Annotated in this window: 19 protein-coding genes; 13 read left to right on the top strand and 6 right to left on the bottom strand. The window is 51.6% G+C overall.

Annotation, left to right across the window (positions count from 1 at the left end; translation table 11 throughout):
- The first annotated feature begins 242 nt into the window (after positions 1–242).
- The 7 genes from ACOQPU_RS04085 (at position 243) to ACOQPU_RS04055 (ending at position 6,738) form a co-directional block, all read left to right on the top strand.
- Positions 243–857 carry a LysE family translocator gene (locus ACOQPU_RS04085; protein ID WP_420643858.1) on the top strand — a complete coding sequence of 205 codons (615 nt, stop codon included), beginning with the start codon at positions 243–245 and terminating at the stop codon, positions 855–857.
- Between the two features lie 22 nt (positions 858–879).
- Complete coding sequence (locus ACOQPU_RS04080; RefSeq protein WP_420643857.1) at positions 880–1,731, top strand: NAD+ synthase; 852 nt, start codon at positions 880–882, stop codon at positions 1,729–1,731.
- Positions 1,732–1,768: 37 nt separating this feature from the next.
- Positions 1,769–3,352 (top strand): S8 family serine peptidase, encoded by a 1,584-nt coding sequence (locus ACOQPU_RS04075; protein WP_420643856.1) that lies wholly within the window; start codon positions 1,769–1,771, stop codon positions 3,350–3,352.
- Positions 3,353–3,455: 103 nt separating this feature from the next.
- Complete coding sequence (locus ACOQPU_RS04070) at positions 3,456–4,355, top strand: quinate 5-dehydrogenase (protein WP_420643855.1); 900 nt, start codon at positions 3,456–3,458, stop codon at positions 4,353–4,355.
- 81 nt (positions 4,356–4,436) lie between these two features.
- Positions 4,437–5,222 (top strand): NTP transferase domain-containing protein, encoded by a 786-nt coding sequence (locus ACOQPU_RS04065; RefSeq protein WP_420643854.1) that lies wholly within the window; start codon positions 4,437–4,439, stop codon positions 5,220–5,222.
- Positions 5,223–5,242: 20 nt separating this feature from the next.
- Positions 5,243–5,716 carry an NUDIX domain-containing protein gene (locus tag ACOQPU_RS04060; RefSeq protein ID WP_420643853.1) on the top strand — a complete coding sequence of 158 codons (474 nt, stop codon included), beginning with the start codon at positions 5,243–5,245 and terminating at the stop codon, positions 5,714–5,716.
- Between the two features lie 2 nt (positions 5,717–5,718).
- Positions 5,719–6,738, top strand: a complete 1,020-nt coding sequence (locus tag ACOQPU_RS04055) for a deoxynucleoside kinase (RefSeq protein ID WP_420643852.1) — start codon at positions 5,719–5,721, stop codon at positions 6,736–6,738.
- A 201-nt stretch (positions 6,739–6,939) separates the two neighbouring features.
- On the opposite strand, the gene ACOQPU_RS04050 is transcribed toward ACOQPU_RS04055, so the two are convergent.
- Entirely contained in the window at positions 6,940–7,728 is a 789-nt protein-coding gene (locus ACOQPU_RS04050) for a hypothetical protein (protein WP_420643851.1), read from the bottom strand.
- 54 nt (positions 7,729–7,782) lie between these two features.
- Between ACOQPU_RS04050 and ACOQPU_RS04045 the strand changes: the two genes are divergently transcribed.
- The gene (locus tag ACOQPU_RS04045; RefSeq protein WP_420643850.1) at positions 7,783–8,412 is read left to right on the top strand and encodes an MBL fold metallo-hydrolase; all 630 of its coding nucleotides are present in this window, start codon (positions 7,783–7,785) and stop codon (positions 8,410–8,412) included.
- An 8-nt stretch (positions 8,413–8,420) separates the two neighbouring features.
- Positions 8,421–8,723, top strand: a complete 303-nt coding sequence (locus ACOQPU_RS04040) for a hypothetical protein (protein ID WP_420643849.1) — start codon at positions 8,421–8,423, stop codon at positions 8,721–8,723.
- 106 nt (positions 8,724–8,829) lie between these two features.
- Here ACOQPU_RS04040 and ACOQPU_RS04035 read toward each other — a convergent pair whose 3' ends face one another.
- Positions 8,830–9,162 carry an FmdB family zinc ribbon protein gene (locus ACOQPU_RS04035; protein ID WP_420643848.1) on the bottom strand — a complete coding sequence of 111 codons (333 nt, stop codon included), beginning with the start codon at positions 9,160–9,162 and terminating at the stop codon, positions 8,830–8,832.
- 321 nt (positions 9,163–9,483) lie between these two features.
- Here ACOQPU_RS04035 and ACOQPU_RS04030 point away from each other — a divergent pair, with 321 nt between their 5' ends.
- Positions 9,484–10,032: a PH domain-containing protein gene (locus tag ACOQPU_RS04030; protein ID WP_420643847.1), complete on the top strand. Its 549-nt coding sequence runs from the start codon at positions 9,484–9,486 to the stop codon at positions 10,030–10,032.
- A 67-nt stretch (positions 10,033–10,099) separates the two neighbouring features.
- On the opposite strand, the gene ACOQPU_RS04025 is transcribed toward ACOQPU_RS04030, so the two are convergent.
- The 4 genes from ACOQPU_RS04025 to ACOQPU_RS04010 all read right to left on the bottom strand — a co-directional run bounded on the left by ACOQPU_RS04025 (position 10,100) and on the right by ACOQPU_RS04010 (position 13,293).
- On the bottom strand, positions 10,100–10,783 hold the full coding sequence (locus ACOQPU_RS04025) for a Crp/Fnr family transcriptional regulator (RefSeq protein WP_420643846.1): 684 nt from the start codon (positions 10,781–10,783) through the stop codon (positions 10,100–10,102).
- Positions 10,784–10,854: 71 nt separating this feature from the next.
- Entirely contained in the window at positions 10,855–11,109 is a 255-nt protein-coding gene (locus tag ACOQPU_RS04020; protein ID WP_420643845.1) for a hypothetical protein, read from the bottom strand.
- Positions 11,110–11,287: 178 nt separating this feature from the next.
- Positions 11,288–12,565 carry a sensor histidine kinase gene (locus ACOQPU_RS04015; RefSeq protein WP_420643844.1) on the bottom strand — a complete coding sequence of 426 codons (1,278 nt, stop codon included), beginning with the start codon at positions 12,563–12,565 and terminating at the stop codon, positions 11,288–11,290.
- Positions 12,566–12,570: 5 nt separating this feature from the next.
- Complete coding sequence (locus ACOQPU_RS04010; RefSeq protein ID WP_420643843.1) at positions 12,571–13,293, bottom strand: response regulator transcription factor; 723 nt, start codon at positions 13,291–13,293, stop codon at positions 12,571–12,573.
- Positions 13,294–13,456: 163 nt separating this feature from the next.
- On the opposite strand from ACOQPU_RS04010, the gene ACOQPU_RS04005 reads away from it, so the two are divergent.
- Genes ACOQPU_RS04005 through ACOQPU_RS03995 form a run of 3 tightly spaced genes read left to right on the top strand, consistent with a single transcriptional unit; the run spans position 13,457 to position 15,176 of the window.
- A complete protein-coding gene (locus ACOQPU_RS04005) occupies positions 13,457–14,746 on the top strand; it encodes a DUF7133 domain-containing protein (RefSeq protein WP_420643842.1) in 1,290 nt (429 codons plus the stop codon).
- 13 nt (positions 14,747–14,759) lie between these two features.
- Positions 14,760–14,933 (top strand): hypothetical protein, encoded by a 174-nt coding sequence (locus ACOQPU_RS04000; RefSeq protein ID WP_420643841.1) that lies wholly within the window; start codon positions 14,760–14,762, stop codon positions 14,931–14,933.
- Positions 14,934–14,960: 27 nt separating this feature from the next.
- Positions 14,961–15,176 carry a TlpA family protein disulfide reductase gene (locus ACOQPU_RS03995; RefSeq protein WP_420643840.1) on the top strand — a complete coding sequence of 72 codons (216 nt, stop codon included), beginning with the start codon at positions 14,961–14,963 and terminating at the stop codon, positions 15,174–15,176.
- Positions 15,177–15,377: the final 201 nt, after the last annotated feature.

Genomic DNA, 15,377 nt, shown 5'->3' with positions numbered 1-15,377 from the left:
GAACAAATTTCTATTGGGCAGGGCGGGAGCGGATACCGCTCTATTTCTGAACATTTTTGAACATAATTGGCACCGTAAACGCATTGGGAATTTAATCCAATATCATGCACCACATATCAAATTCCCGTCGTAACTATCCAGATGCTCGGGCCGCCTCTCAGTCCCGAAGGGCTGGCACTGGTCATTCCTGCCGTGAGAGTATTCTGAATTATTTTTGCGGCAAATTTTCAGGGTGAAATTTAATGGTTAACAGTGAATTTCTTTTTACATCATTGATCGTTGTGCTGGTTCCCGGAACGGGCGTTATTTACACGGTATCTATGGGTTTGGCTCAGCGTTGGCGCGCCAGTATTGCGGCCGCTTTTGGCTGTACCCTGGGGATACTGCCACACTTATTGGCCAGCATTTTAGGTCTGTCTGCAATTCTGCATATGAGTGCCATAACGTTTCAAGTAATAAAATTTGCTGGCGCACTTTACTTGCTTTATTTGGCCTGGGGAATGTGGCGCGACAAGGGGATGTTAAAGTTAGAGCAATCTGGTCAAAAAGGGAATGCTTTCCAAATCGCTCTAAAGGGCATCCTCATCAACGTCCTTAACCCAAAACTCACTCTCTTTTTCTTTGCTTTTTTGCCTCTCTTTATTACGCCAGATGCAAGCTCGCCAACAGGGCAAATGTTGGGGCTGGGTGCCATTTTCATGCTGCTGACCCTGTTGATTTTCATTTTGTATGGCATTTTGGCCAGCACGGCGAGCATTTATTTGCTTAATTCTCCCAAAGTTATCAGGCGGGTGCAGAAATCATTCGCCCTCATTTTTGCAGGGCTTGCGGTGCGGTTAGCCTTGAGCGAGCAATAATCGAATTTTAGGAAGATTGACCATGACAAATACGGCCGTATCCAATCCATTCCTCAACAAATTACAGATCGATACCGAGGTAGCCGAGCTGGTGCTGGTAAAGTTTCTGGAAAATGAGATTGGCAAAGCAGGCTTTAGCCAAGCGGTGCTAGGGCTGTCTGGCGGCATCGATTCAGCACTTTCTTGTTATTTAGTGGCGAAGGCTCTGGGGCCAGAAAATGTGCTGGCACTCCGCCTGCCCCATCAGGCCTCCTCCGCCGAAAGTTTGGCCCATGCGGGTTTGGTTATCGAGGCGTTGGGCATCCGCAGCGAGACGGTTGAGATTACCGGCATGGTGGAGTCGCTGGCCGACGCCTCACCACAGATGACTGCCCACCGCAAAGGCAACGTAATGGCCCGCGCCCGCATGACCATCATTTTTGACCGCTCTTTGCGGGAAAACGCCCTGGTCATTGGTACCAGCAATAAAACGGAGCTGATGCTGGGCTACGGCACCATTTATGGCGATTTGGCCTCGGCGGTGAACCCGATTGGTGATCTGTACAAAACCCAAGTGCGCCAGCTTTCTCGCGCCCTCAGCGTACCAGACGTGATCATCGACAAAGCACCCTCTGCCGACCTTATTCCCGGCCAAACGGACGAGGATGATTTTGGCTTTAGCTACGAGACGGTAGACCAGCTACTCTACCTGATGCTAGATGAGCGGTATTCACAGGATGAGGCAGTGGCGGCTGGGTTTGAACGGCCGTTTGTTGAGCGCGTTCTAAACATGGTACAGCGCAGCCAGTATAAACGCACCATGCCCATCATCCCCAAAATCAGCGACCGCTCGATTACCCATGATTTTAGGTATTTGCGGGATTGGGGAACATAGGAATTGTGAATGGTGAATAATTAATGGTTAATGGTTAATGGTTTTCGGACAGACGAAACTGCTTTCTACAATTTTTGGTCTCATTGTCATCGTTCTGTTTTTTGGCAGGCAGGCGGGGGCGGAGCCGGATTGGTGGGGGAAGGTTGATCCTTTTTTACTGGATCAGTTTCAAGCCAAGCCAGAGGCGAACACAAACACGCAAATAGAGTTTTTGGTGCAGATGAGTGTGCAAGCCGATTTGTCAGCGGCGGCAGAGATTGCCGACAAGACGGCCAGAGGCACATTTGTGTACCAACAGCTAACGGCCGTTGCCCAGCAAACCCAAGCTCCGCTTTTGGCACAACTGGATGAATTGGGAGTGGCAGAAGTACGGCCGTTCTGGATAACCAACATGGTTTGGGTACGCAGCAGCCCAGGCGTGGTGGCCACCCTTGCCCAGCGCAGCGACGTGGCCATGCTTTATGCCAATCCCAAAGTGGTGCTGGATGTGTTGCCGCCAGAAAGTGAAGGTGCGTTGCGGGAAACGGCCGTTGATGGTGCCAGCGGTATTGAATGGAACATCAGCCACATCGGGGCAGATTTGGCCTGGGCGGCAGGCTTTACCGGGCAAGGCGTGGTCATCGGCGGGCAAGACACAGGCTACGACTGGGATCACCCCGCCCTTATCAACCAATATCGCGGCTGGGACGGCGTAGCTGCCAACCACAACTACAATTGGCACGACGCCATTTCGGTGAACAATAGCGACTGCCTGGGAAACTCCCCTGAACCGTGCGATGACGATTCCCACGGCACACACACGATGGGCATCTTGGTGGGCAATGATTTGGCACCAACGGCCGAGGGCTGGCCCCACGCGGCAACCAACGCCATTGGTGTGGCACCTGGCGCACAATGGATTGGCTGCCGCAATATGAATGAGGGCGACGGCACGCCCGCCAGCTACACGGAATGCTACGAATGGTTTGTGGCACCTTACCCTCTCGGTGGTGACCCAATGACCGAGGGTAATCCAGCGATGGCCCCTCACGTCATCAACAATTCGTGGGGCTGCCCGCCCAGCGAAGGCTGCTCACCTGGCATTTTGGAAAGCGTCGTTAACAATGTGCGAGCAGCGGGCATTGTAACTGTCCACTCCGCAGGTAACGGAGGGCTAGCCGGCTGCAACACGGTACAAAATCCTGCCGCTACCTATCCAGCCTCTTTCACGGTTGGTTCTACAGACATAAACGATCTTATTGCGAACTCAAGCAGCCGGGGGCCATCCACCTTTGATGGGGGTCTCAAACCAAACATCTCGGCTCCTGGGGTGGGCATACGCTCCACAACGCCTAACGCATTTTACGGCGTTAAGTCCGGCACAAGCATGGCAGGGCCGCACGTGGCCGGGCTGGTGGCGCTGCTCATCTCGGCCAACCCCAGTTTGGCGGGGGATGTGGATGCTATCGAGGCCTTGATTCAAGAGACGGCCGTTCCGCTAACAAGCTCTCAGGGCTGCGGCGGCGATGGGCCAAATGATGTGCCGAATCATGTGTATGGCTACGGCCGTATTCACGCCTTTAACGCTATCCTTCCACAATTCCCCCACAAAACGTACCTGCCACTTTCCATCGCCGAATAATCCGGTAAAATTTGGGAAAACAGTGGCTGGGGTTAGTGGCTAGTTGCCGGAAAACGTAGCTACCAGCCACCAGCAACCAACCACTAGCCACCTCGGAGAAACAATGAAACATGCCGTCAGTGTCAGTTTAGGCAGTTCCGAACGAGACAAAAAAGTAGAAATTGAGCTACTCGGCCAGCGCGTCAGCGTGGAGCGGCGCGGCACGGATGGCGACATCGCCAAAGCCACCGCTCTCTTCACCGAGCTGGATGGGCAGGTGGATTGCCTGGGCGTCGGCGGGATTGATTTGTGGATCAAGATGGAGGAAAAAACGTGGAACATCTCCGCTGCCCACAAATTGATTCAAGGTGTAAAGCAGACGCCTGTTGTAGACGGCAGCGGCCTCAAAAACACGCTGGAAGCCTATGCCGCCCAAACGCTCGTGGCTGAACTGGGGGCCGCCTACGCGCAAGGGCGCGTCCTGCTCACGGCCGCCATCGACCGGTACGGCATGACCAAATCGTTTGTAGCCCAAGGGTATGAGATTGTGTTTGGCGATCTCATGTTTGCGCTAGGCATTCCCATCGCCATTCGTAAATTTAGCACGTTCCAGAAGGTGGCCAAGCTGCTAGCCGCTCCGGCGACCAAGCTACCCATCAGCGTGCTTTACCCCACGGGCGACAAGCAGGATCAAATAATCCCTAAGTTTACAAAGTGGTACGAGTGGGCAACTGTCATCGGGGGAGATTGCCACTACATTAAGCAGCACATGCCAGACGATTTAACAGGCAAGGTAATTGTCACCAACACGACCACGCCCAAAGATATGCAGCTCTTCAAGCAGCGCGGCGTAACGCATGTGCTTACCACCACGCCGGTGCTGGACGGCCGTTCCTTTGGCACCAACATGATGGAAGCGGCAATTACGGCCGTCTCCGGCAAAAATCGCCCCCTCACCAACGACGAACTGAATGAAATGCTAGCTGAACTCAACCTAAAACCAACTGTGCATAGTTTAAGTTAGTGGCTGGTGGTTAGTGGCTAGTCGCTTATACTGGCAACCAATCACTAACCACCAGCCGCTATCAACTTAGGAGAAAATTGGGTGACAATTATAAACTGCGTCGTTTTGGCCGGGGGGCTGCCCCAACCGGGCGACCCACTGTATGAAATGACACAAGGAAAAAGCAAAGCACTGCTGGACATGAACGGCCGTACCATGCTAGAGCGCGTCATCGATGCCCTCCAAGAGTCGCAAAGCATCGGTGAAATTGTAGTTGTTGGGCTGGGCAACGACCAAGGCATGACCTTCCAAAGGCCCGTCCACCACACGCCAGATTTTGGCAGTATGCTCAAAAATGCGCTGGGGGGCATTGCCAAGATGCGTGAACTGCACCCAAAAACCAACCTGGTGATGGTCTGCTCCGCTGACATCCCCACGCTTACCCCGGAAATTGTAGATGCGTTCATTGAAAATTGTGCGCCATACGACAAAGGCATGGTGTACAACTTTGTGGACAAGGCGACGCTGGAAGCCCGCTTTCCCAACTCCAACCGCACCTACGTCAAGCTAAAAGATGGGCTTATTGCGGGCGGCGACCTTACGCTCATCCAGGCCGATTTGTCGGATACAAACCGCGACATTTGGGAAGCACTCACCAACGCCCGCAAGCACGCCTGGCAGCTTGCCCGCGTGGTGGGCTTCCGCTTTTTGCTCAAATTTTTGCTACGCCGACTTAGCTTCGCTGACATTGAAGAGGCTGCTTTTCGCATTACAGGACGGCCGTGTCAAGTTTTGCACAACCCCCATGCAGAAATCGCCATGGATGCCGACAAGCCGGAGCAGGTAGAACTACTACGAGCTGATATTAAATCCAGAGAGGAACAATAAATGCAAAAGTGTAGGGCCATGTGGTAAAGATTATTCGAGGGGAGCGCGTTGGCAAACAAGGACGATTAGCAATTGGTTGTTCAGCGGCCGTCTTTGACGATCAAAATCAAATTCTCTTGATAAGACGCGCAGATAACGGTCTTTGGGCGGTTCCTGGCGGCTACATGGAAGCTGGCGAGAGCTTAACAGAGGCCTGTGCCCGTGAAGTTCTAGAAGAAACAGGGCTTCGTATTCAGGTTCAACGTTTAATTAGCGTATACACCAACCCGCATCTTCTGCTGAAATATTCTGATGGCAACCGTTGGCAGCTTACCATTTTGCATTTCGCCGCAAAATCGCTAAGCGGTGAATTAACAACAGGCAATGAAACATTGGATGTCCGTTTTTTTGCCCAAGGGGAAATTCAGGGCCTGAAAATGCGATCTATTGATCAACTACGAATTGCAGATGCTTTTACAAACCAGGAAATCACATTTATTCGGGAAGAGTTTTAAGAATGGATCATAAATTCGTTGCTATTGAAGGAGTTATTGGCGTAGGCAAAACCACGCTGACCCGCTTGCTGCAAAGTAAGTTTGAAAACGCCGACGTGCTGCTAGAGGTTTTTGAAGAAAATCCGTTTTTGGCTGGCTTTTACCAGGATCGGGACAGCTTGGCGTTTCAGACGCAGCTTTTCTTTTTGCTCAGTCGCTACCATCAGCAGCATGAGGCGGTGCCACGCAAGCTAAAAACGGGAATGCTCATCTCTGATTACACCTTTGCCAAAGATGAGCTATTTGCCTGGCTCAACCTGAAAGATGATGAGCTGGCCATGTACGGCCGTGTTCATGCTGCCCTCGGTGAAAAAATCCCCAAACCAGACCTCATCGTCTACCTGCAAGCGGATCATGATGTGATTATGCGTCGCATTGCGCTGCGGGATCGGCCGTATGAACGCGACATGGATCCCAACTACATCAGTCAACTGGCGGCAGCGTATGAGGCGTGGTTGAGCAATGTGCAGGAGACGGCCGTACTCACCGTCAACGTCAACCAACTCGATTATCTTTCTAATCCAGACGATCTCGACCATGTGGCTGATCTCATCAATAAAACCCTGGCGGAGCAAGCTCCCAGCCGTCCCCCTGCCGACACGCCGCTCACTTTGCTGCAAAACGGCCGTTTGCCAGACTATCAAGCATTCCACCGCCAGTTAGACAGCAGCAAAGGGTTCGACCCCGATCTATTCTTCAACTACATTTTGCTGACGGAGGAAATGGGGGAAATTGCGAAAGAGTTGGTGAAAATTTGGGGGGATGGCAAGCGGTTCATGGCAGACGGCCGTACCGCCCAGGAAGCCCATCAACTCGCCATCGACAGTCACCGAGCCAAGCTGCGCAGCGAACTGGCTGATTTGCTCGCCTACACGCTCAAGCTAGCCAATTACACCGGCATCGATCTGGAAAAAGCGTATCTGGAAAAGATGCAAAAAAATGTCGGCCGCAACTGGCCCAAAGAGCGGACTCTGCCAAGTTAGCAATTTTTATCAGCAGATTACGCAGATTCTCCAGATTTTTGTCTATTCAATCCTTCGGCAAGCTCAGGACAAGTTCTGCGTAATCATTGATTTTGGACTTACGCATTTGCCCTAACTAAATTACAAAAGTCTGGGGTTAAATGATGTAAATTCCAGAGAGAACAAGACTTTTGTAGTCTTCACTGTGTAAGTCCTGGATCTTTATTCTCCCACGCGAATTGTCTCAATATGCAAATTATCAACTGCTAAAAATTGCGGGGTTGAGACCGGCAATGTCCCCCAACGGAAACGGCCGTTTGCCGTCGCCACCATATATTGATTATCCATCCAGCAAACAAACCCCAGTGGCCCACGCGGGCTAAAGGGGGTTCGGTGAATGAGACGGCCGTCTATAAAAAATTCACAGCCAGCTTTGCCCCAATTCAACTGATAATCGTGCCAGTCCATCATGGTTTCCTGGATGGGTTGGAAAGAAATTTGCAAATTATGCTGCACCCACGGCCACACTTTTTGCCGCAGGCTGGTGAACTGGTTCATTAGCAGCACAGCAGGAGCCAGCGGTGCCAACCGCACTGCCCGCCATGTTGTAGCGTCCAGCGTGGCGGCAAACCAACCACAGCCCGGTGCCGCTGGTGCTAGCGGCAAATCATTGGGCGGCGAACCGAAGAAGAACCAGGTGGCTTGCGGCAGTGTAGGCCAAGGCACAGTCGGATCGCCAAAGGGGGCATTCCAGAAGCCAAATCCAGCCGTCCCCACCAAATCCTCTGCCTCATGAGAGAAGCGCGCGCACACCTTGAGCCGCGTCCCTGGCCGCCAGGGATACGCCTTGCGTCGCCCCACGCAGTCGTCAATTTGGGCGTTGGCATAGCCCGCCTGGGTAACTGGCAAATGAAATTGGAGCGGTGCGGTAGCAAACGGCCGTTCACCCTGCACCGCACCTCCGTTCATCTCTAACACACGAAAATCGCTGGCAAAATTTGGCTGAGACATTATCCGCTTGGCCAATTATCAGGTATAATTGCGGCTTGCAAGGAGAACATTTTTATGGAAATCATTTGGTATGGATTAAGCTGCTTTCGTCTAAACGAACGCAAACACGCTTCTGTGGTCACAGACCCCTACAACGGCAAATTGGGGCTACCTACGCTAAAAGTAAAGGCAGATGTTGTTACCGTCAGTCATGATGCGCAAGGACACAATTATGTAACGGCCGTTAGCGGGGCGCAACACAAGCTAAATGGGCCGGGCGAGTATGAAATTGGCAATGTTTTCATTACCGGCATTGTTACCAAAGGTGCCGCCCCTGCCAACAACAACGTTATCTTCCTCTTCGATTATGATGGCCTTACAGTCGCCCACCTGGGCGATCTGGATAAAGTCCCTTCCCAAACAGAAATCGAAGCGTTGGAAGAGGTCAACGTTTTGCTTCTGCCAGTTGGCGGCGGCAACAGCCTAACAGCCGCCCAGGCCTCTGAGCTTGTATCTATGTTAGAACCAAACATTGTGGTGCCTATGCATTACAAATTGCCGGGGCTGAAGCTGGAGCTTGAAGAAATTGATCGCTTTCTGCAAGAAATGGGCGTAACTGAACCTACTGAAGAAGACAGTTTGAAAATTTCGCTCTCTAACTTGCCAGAAGAAACTGAGACTGTCATCCTGACACCGAAAATATAGAGGTGATCATGAGTGCCAAAATTTTAATGCGTTGGGATGTGCGCCCCGAAACTGAATCTGAATATTTTGAATTTCTGGTTCATGAGTTTATTCCTGGGTTAAATAAATTAGGCATTGAAGATATTCAGGTTTGGTACACCCAATACGGAGATTGTGAGCAAAAGTTGGCCAGCGGTATTGCCAACTCTGCAGAAAAGATGCAGTCTGCCTTGGCTGATCCCAACTGGGACCAACTTAGCGAAAAGCTGCAAGGATTTGTGGAGAATTTTAGCCAGAAAGTCATTCCTGCTACGGGAGGCTTTCAGGTTTAGCAAATAGCGTTTGACAAATAGCAAACGAAAAGCCCGCTGCTTGATGAGAGCGGGCTTTTTTTATTTCAACAGGAGCGCGTTCGTTTGGCCCGCGCAAGGCAAAATCTTAAGCGGCCGTTTTCTTACTTGTTTCTTTATTGGCCACAGCCTTTTCAGTTTTGCTGTCGGAACCTTCCTTGGCGTTGCTATCCGCTTTGGCACTGCTCCCATTTTCACTCGTATTGCCATTAGCGGAGGGCTTGGCCACACTTTTCTTACCACGGCTATCAGTTACATAAAAACCGCTTCCCTTAAACACAATCCCCACAGAGTTTAACACTTTGCGTAAAGCATTATCGGTTTCGCACTCCGGGCAATCCGTCAGCGGATCGTCAGCCATGCGTTGTTTAATTTCAAATTGGTATTCACAATTATTGCATCGGTACGTATAAGTTGGCATGTATCTTTCTTCCAGCGAATTATATTTTCTTGGGAAACGGCCGTTCCCATCCCTCATAACGAATAAATTGTATCAATAACAAGGGCGATTTTTTATTTTAACGACCGTTCTCTTATTTGACAACCAGACGGCGACTATGCTACAACCATTTCATTAGTTTTTTGTTAGCATGTTGCCTATTTTGTGGAGAACAAAAAGTAACTTGAAATCAAATCGCTTGTTAGCTCTTTTTGTTCTCCTGAAAGTAATTTTCATTTGCTAGGCTGGTATTCAAAATATTTGTTGAAAATTACTTTTCATGAAATTCAGGGAGAAACCGTAATGACCATTCAAGAAGCACAAGCACGTATAAAAGCCCGTGTGTGGCAAGCCGTCGCCCAATCAGATTTAGACCTCACAGCACTTGACAAAAACACGCTGGAATCGTTTGTCGATTTGGTCACAGAATCAGCCATGTTAGAAATCGACAGCGAATTGGATATTCCCAATCTCAAAACGTCACAAGTAACTATTGACGAAGATGAGGATGAGGATGAGTTTGGTGAGGAGATTCTTTGGCAAGGACGGCCGTTGCTGTCGCTTGTTTTTTATTACACCGTCACCAACGAACGCATCAAAATTACCTCCGGATTGCTGGGCAAAGCCCATGAAAATGTAGAACTCATCCGCGTGCAGGACATTGACCACAGCCAAACCTTTGGCGAGCGTCTGCTGAAAATCGGTGACATCACCATTCGTAGCCACGATCCTAGCCACCCAGAAATTGTGCTGCGCAACGTTCAAAACCCCAGCGATGTCTACGAAATTCTGCGCCGTGCCGTGCTAGACGCCCGCAAGCGTCACAATTTTAGTTACCGTGAGGAGATGTAGACAGTAAACCATAATCATTAGGTCAGAGACTGAACACTGATTACGGTTTACTGAATACCGATTACGGTTAGGCGTCAGCCAGCTTGCGCAGAAGAGGCATATTTAACAATACGACCTGCTTGCGGGCAATGCTGATGAGGCCATCTGCCTTAAGGTCGTTTAAGGTTTGGGTGACGGTTTCCCGGTAGGTACCGAGCATTTCGCTTAAATCCTGATGGGTATAGCCTGTCACCGTTTGCCGACCACCCTGCTCCTCATGTAGCTTGAGCAGCAAAGCTGCCAATCGTGTTGGAATGCTCTTGAACGCGATATCTTCCAAATGGGCCTCCAGTTGCGTGAGGCGGTTTCCTAACGCTTCTACAAAGCGGAAGGCAACTTCCGGCTTTTCTTGCACCAGCCGTTCCACATCGGAGCGACTCATGACGCACAGCACGCATTCATCAACAGACTCAGCAAAGGTATTGTGCATCCCTTGCCCCACCAACGACATCTCGCCAAAGATCGCCCCCGGGCCAAGCGTGGCGACCACAAGTTTTTTGCCATTGGGAGCAATGCGGTAAAGCTGGACCCGCCCTTTTTTGAGTAAAAAGAGCACTTCGCCACTATCCTCTGGCATATAAAAAATCTTGCCGGGCTGGCAGGTAGACATGGTTACCTGCCGATCCATTTGTGCAAGTTCGTTGGGGGTTAGATCGCGAAAAACCTGAATGTTAGAAAGATAATCGACTTTTGCGCTGTTTAGTTGGGGCATCTATTTGGCCTTTTTTAGTAGCTTTTTCTTTCAGAGAATTGATAGCATGAAAACGGCCGTTCTTACCCTACCTACACTTTTACTCCAAACAATGCTGCCAGCCGCTGCCGCAATGATTCTCTGGTCGGGTTCCCCAATGAAATAACTTTGCCATCAAGGAGGTAGGTGGGAACAGCAAAGACGCCATCCGGCATCGGTTCCTGTTGGGTGTCTACGCAGCGCAGCATCAGGTCTGGGAAATTGGGCGTGACGTCTGCCAAAATGCGCTGCGTCTCTTCGCAAGACCAGCAATCGTCAGAGATGTAAACGGTAAGTGTGTGTGTCATGCGGGCATCGTAGCATGGGCAAACGGCCGTTTACGTAACCAGAGTTACAAACCTGAGAAGTAGATGAATTTTGAATCTATCTGAAAAAGCCACAGAGGAAAAAGAGAAATCTGAGAAATGAACCTTCGCCTCTAAGCTCTCTGTGTACTCTGTGGCCAATATCCAGGTAGGTATTTTGTTAATATGGCAAGCTGAAGCCCACGATTGCCCCGCCTTCTGGCGCATTTTCTGCCCAGATACGGCCGTCGTGGGCCGCCACAATCCCCCGCGCAATAGCCAAACCCAAACCAGCCCCGCTGCCATCTGCCCGGCTGCGTGCCTGCTCTCCCCGGTAAAACTGTTCAAAGACGCGTGCCAAATCTTCTGGAGCAAAGCCAGGGCCGGAATCTTGCACGGTGACGATCACTTCACTTGCCAATTCATTGGCTTGGCGAACGGCCGTAACCGTCACCGTTCCCCCGTCAGGCGTATAGCGCAGCGCATTGCTCACCAAATTGGCAATCACCCGACCAATCTTAGGCGTACACATTCGCACCAAGCCCAAATCAGGGGCAACCTCCCCCCGCAGCGTCACGTCATGATCCTTGGCCAACGCTTGGAACATTTCCAACGTGTCGGAAACTAAATCACCCAGAGCATGGTCAGCCATTTGCATACTCAGGCCACCTGCGTCTAGCTGGGCCAGCTCAAACAGATCATCAATGATGTCGTTGAGGGCAATAATGTCACTGCGAATCGTTTTGTAGTAGCGCGTCACGGTGTTTGGGTCTTCGACTACCCCATCGTGCAGAGCCTCGATCATGGCCCGGATGCTGGTAAGCGGCGTGCGCAAGTCGTGCGATGTCCAGGCAATAAGGTCCTTACGCATCTGCTCAAGTTCTTCGCGCTCCTGCGCTGCTTGCTGGAGCTGGGTCGCCATTTCATTGAAGGTGCTGCCCACCATCGCCACCTCGTCCCGCCCGGAAATAGAGACTCTGGCCTGCAAGTTGCCTTCGGCAATTTGCTGTGCCGTACGGGCCAACTGCCGCAACCCATCTGTAACGCTGGCGGCTACAAAAATACCAAACGTGGTGGCAATAATCGCTGCAAACAGCAGCAAGATGCCGCTCAGAATGAGATCATGATCCTTGCTAAAAAACATCTGTTCAGACATCAGCCAGACGTTGGCCAGCGTCAGCAAGCCCGCCCAACCGTAGGTGAGCACCAGCGTCAGGCTTAGCGAAGGAGATCGCGCCAAGCCTCGCCGATAAAGAATGTAGCCTAGCACCAGCGAGACTAACGAGGAAATGCTGAGCCAATACATCAACGTGGTGATTTCCTGCACGGGAGCGCGCATCAATGCCGCCATGAGTATGGCAACGACTGCCAGAGCCGCCACGATGCCCAGGGCAAAAATGCGCCAGGGGGCACGGCTCAGCGCATCGGCGTATTTATTTTGGGGAATGCTGTTTACCATGTGATTTATCCGGGATCAAATTTATAGCCAACGCCCCAAACCGTGAGCAGGTGCTCCGGGTCGCTGGGGTCAATTTCAATTTTTTCACGCAAGCGGCGAATATGAACCGTCACGGTGCTGGGATCGACGTATTCTGAGAAGCCCCATACGTTTTCTAAAAGCTGGTCGCGCTTAAACACTTGCCGAGGATGGCTGACCATGAACCAAAGCAGGTTGAACTCTGTCGCAGTGAGATCAATGGATTCGCCGCGCACAGTGACAATGCGGGTTTTGGGGTCAATGGAGAGATCGTTGAACTGTAACGGCCGTTCACCCTTGTCAGTCCCATTGCTCCCCCGCGTCCGTCGCAGCACAGCCTTTACGCGGGATACAAGCTCTGCCGGGGAAAATGGCTTCGTCACGTAATCGTCGGCTCCCAGTTCCAAGCCGTAGATGCGATCCGTCTCCTGCCGCCGCGCCGTTAGCATAATTACAGGCACGTCAGAACCAGCGTCGTCTCGCAGACGGCGCACAATTTCCAGCCCGTCAATTTCTGGCAGCATCAAATCTAGCACCACCAAAGCAGGCAGCTGATCGCGAATCGCGTCCAGGGCGGAACGGCCGTCTCGCGCCACGCGCACTGTAAATCCCTCTCGTTTCAGGTAGAGTGCCACCACTTCCACAACGGAAGCCTCATCATCCACCACCAAAATATCGCCATATTCGCTAAATGATTGGTTGAGCGTCATTTTGTCTTTACTCCTGCCTGATTTTTAACCCATATTTATTACGATACTCTTACAAGCCTCTGGAGGCATCAGAGGTTAATGCTTTTGTAAGAAACCAGCCACGCGTTTATCGCGCGAATCTGTTATCCTAATATTCTTGCTATTATGCCGACTGGATGGTTGCTTGCCAACTGTTGCCAATCGCCAAATAATTAGCCTGGAAGGTATCAATTTGCAGCGCATAAACATTCAATTCATTGTTTTTCTGATAGCTTGCTTACTAATCGTGGCCGCTTGCACCAATACTGGGACGGGCGAAACACCCCCGACCCAAACGGCCGTTTCTACCCCCACTACCGCCACCAATTCAGATCCCACAGCCTCCCCCGCAGAGATAACCGCCAATACAACCCAGCCGCCAGAAGCAACCGCCGCGAATACGGCCGTACCCACCGAACCAGCCCCCACGCCCGTTGGCGTTGTTGAACTGCCTGGGGCCACCGTGCCGCCTGGCTTCAGCTTCGTCAAGTTTGCCGATATTTTCCGCCCGACAGGTCTCACCTTCGATGCCGCCGGACGGCTGTTTGTTACCTCGTTTGATGGCACGGTACATATTTTGCAGGATGTGGATGGTGACGGCCGTTCCGATAGCGACGTACAGTTTGCTGCTGGATTCAGCACCCCGCTAGGCATCACCCTCCGACCCAACAGTAACGACGTGTATGTAAGCAGTACCGGGCAAATCACCCTGCTGCGAGACGAAAATAGGGATGATGTCGCTGACGTGCGCGAAACGCTGGTTAGCGGTCTCCCCACCGGGCTGCATCAAAACGACAATCTCAAGTTTGGGGCGGATGGCTGGCTGTACATGGGCATTGGCTCCACCTGCGACGTGTGCGACGAGGCCGACGACCGCAGTGCCACCATCATGCGCTTCAACGTGGACAGTGGCGAGAGCGAAATCATCGCCATCGGCCTGCGCAATCCGTACGATTTGGCCTTTCATCCCGCTACGGGCGATCTTTTTGCCACCGACAACGGCCGTGACGATCTGGGGCTGGGTAGCCCGTTTGAAGAGCTCAATCATATCGTCGTGGGTGGCAACTATGGCTGGCCTGGCTGCTGGAATGATGGTGAAGGGAGTGATTGCGCGGAGACGGAAACGGCCGTTGCCTTCTTTGATGCCCACGCTTCCGCCAACGGCCTCGATTTTTACACAGGGGACGCATTCCCCGCTGAATACCAAAATAACGCCTTTGTAGCCATCTTTGGCACATTTTTAACCGATGGTGTGCCAACGGGCGTAGCGCGGGTGCAGCTCTCGCCCAGCGGCGAGAGCTACACAGGCACCGTAAGCTGGTTTGCACAATGGCCAGATGCACGCCCCCTGCCCCTCATCGCGGGGCCAGACGGGGCCATTTACGTGGGAGATTATTTAAACAGCGTAATTTACCGAATTAGTTACGGAAATTGACAAGGAGAATGCTATGCGAAGAATTTTGATCTTATTGGGAACGCTCTTGCTGCTTTTGCTGGCGGTGGGATGTGGTGGGGGTGAAACGGCCGTACCCGCCGAGCCAGACACGGCCACCGAGAGTGACACCGACGTGCAAACTGTGGCCGCCAAACCCCAACTCATCGAATTTTACGCCGATTGGTGATCGACCTGTCAGCGAATGAAACCCATCGTGAATGGGTTAGAAAGTGAGTATGGCACGCAGATTGAATTTGTTCCCATCAACATTGACGATCCAGAATCCACCGCGTACAAGCAGCAATATGGCTTCCGCTACCAGCCCCATTTTTTGCTGGTCAGCCCGGAGGGTGAAGTGATCGAAGAGTGGCTCGGCTACACTGATGCTGCTTTCTTTGAGCAAACTTTTGCCACTGTCCTGGAAAATTAACGTTTTTAAGCGGGACACTGGTTGATTGCTTTGTTAACTAAGTTTCACACACTTGTCATTCTGAATGGAGCGCAGCGAAATGAAGAATCCCACTCAACTTGGTGGGGATACTTCACTTCAGCCTGCCCTGAGCGAAGCCGAACGGGTTCAGTATGACAATCGTTAAAAGATTTGCTTAACAATGTATTGATGCAGATGAAA

The sequence above is a fragment of the Candidatus Leptofilum sp. genome, from assembly GCF_965223285.1.
Classification (GTDB): domain Bacteria; phylum Chloroflexota; class Anaerolineae; order Promineifilales; family Promineifilaceae; genus Leptofilum.
The sequence above is the reverse complement of the archived record's forward strand: the minus strand, read 5'-3'. Positions and strand labels throughout refer to the sequence as shown.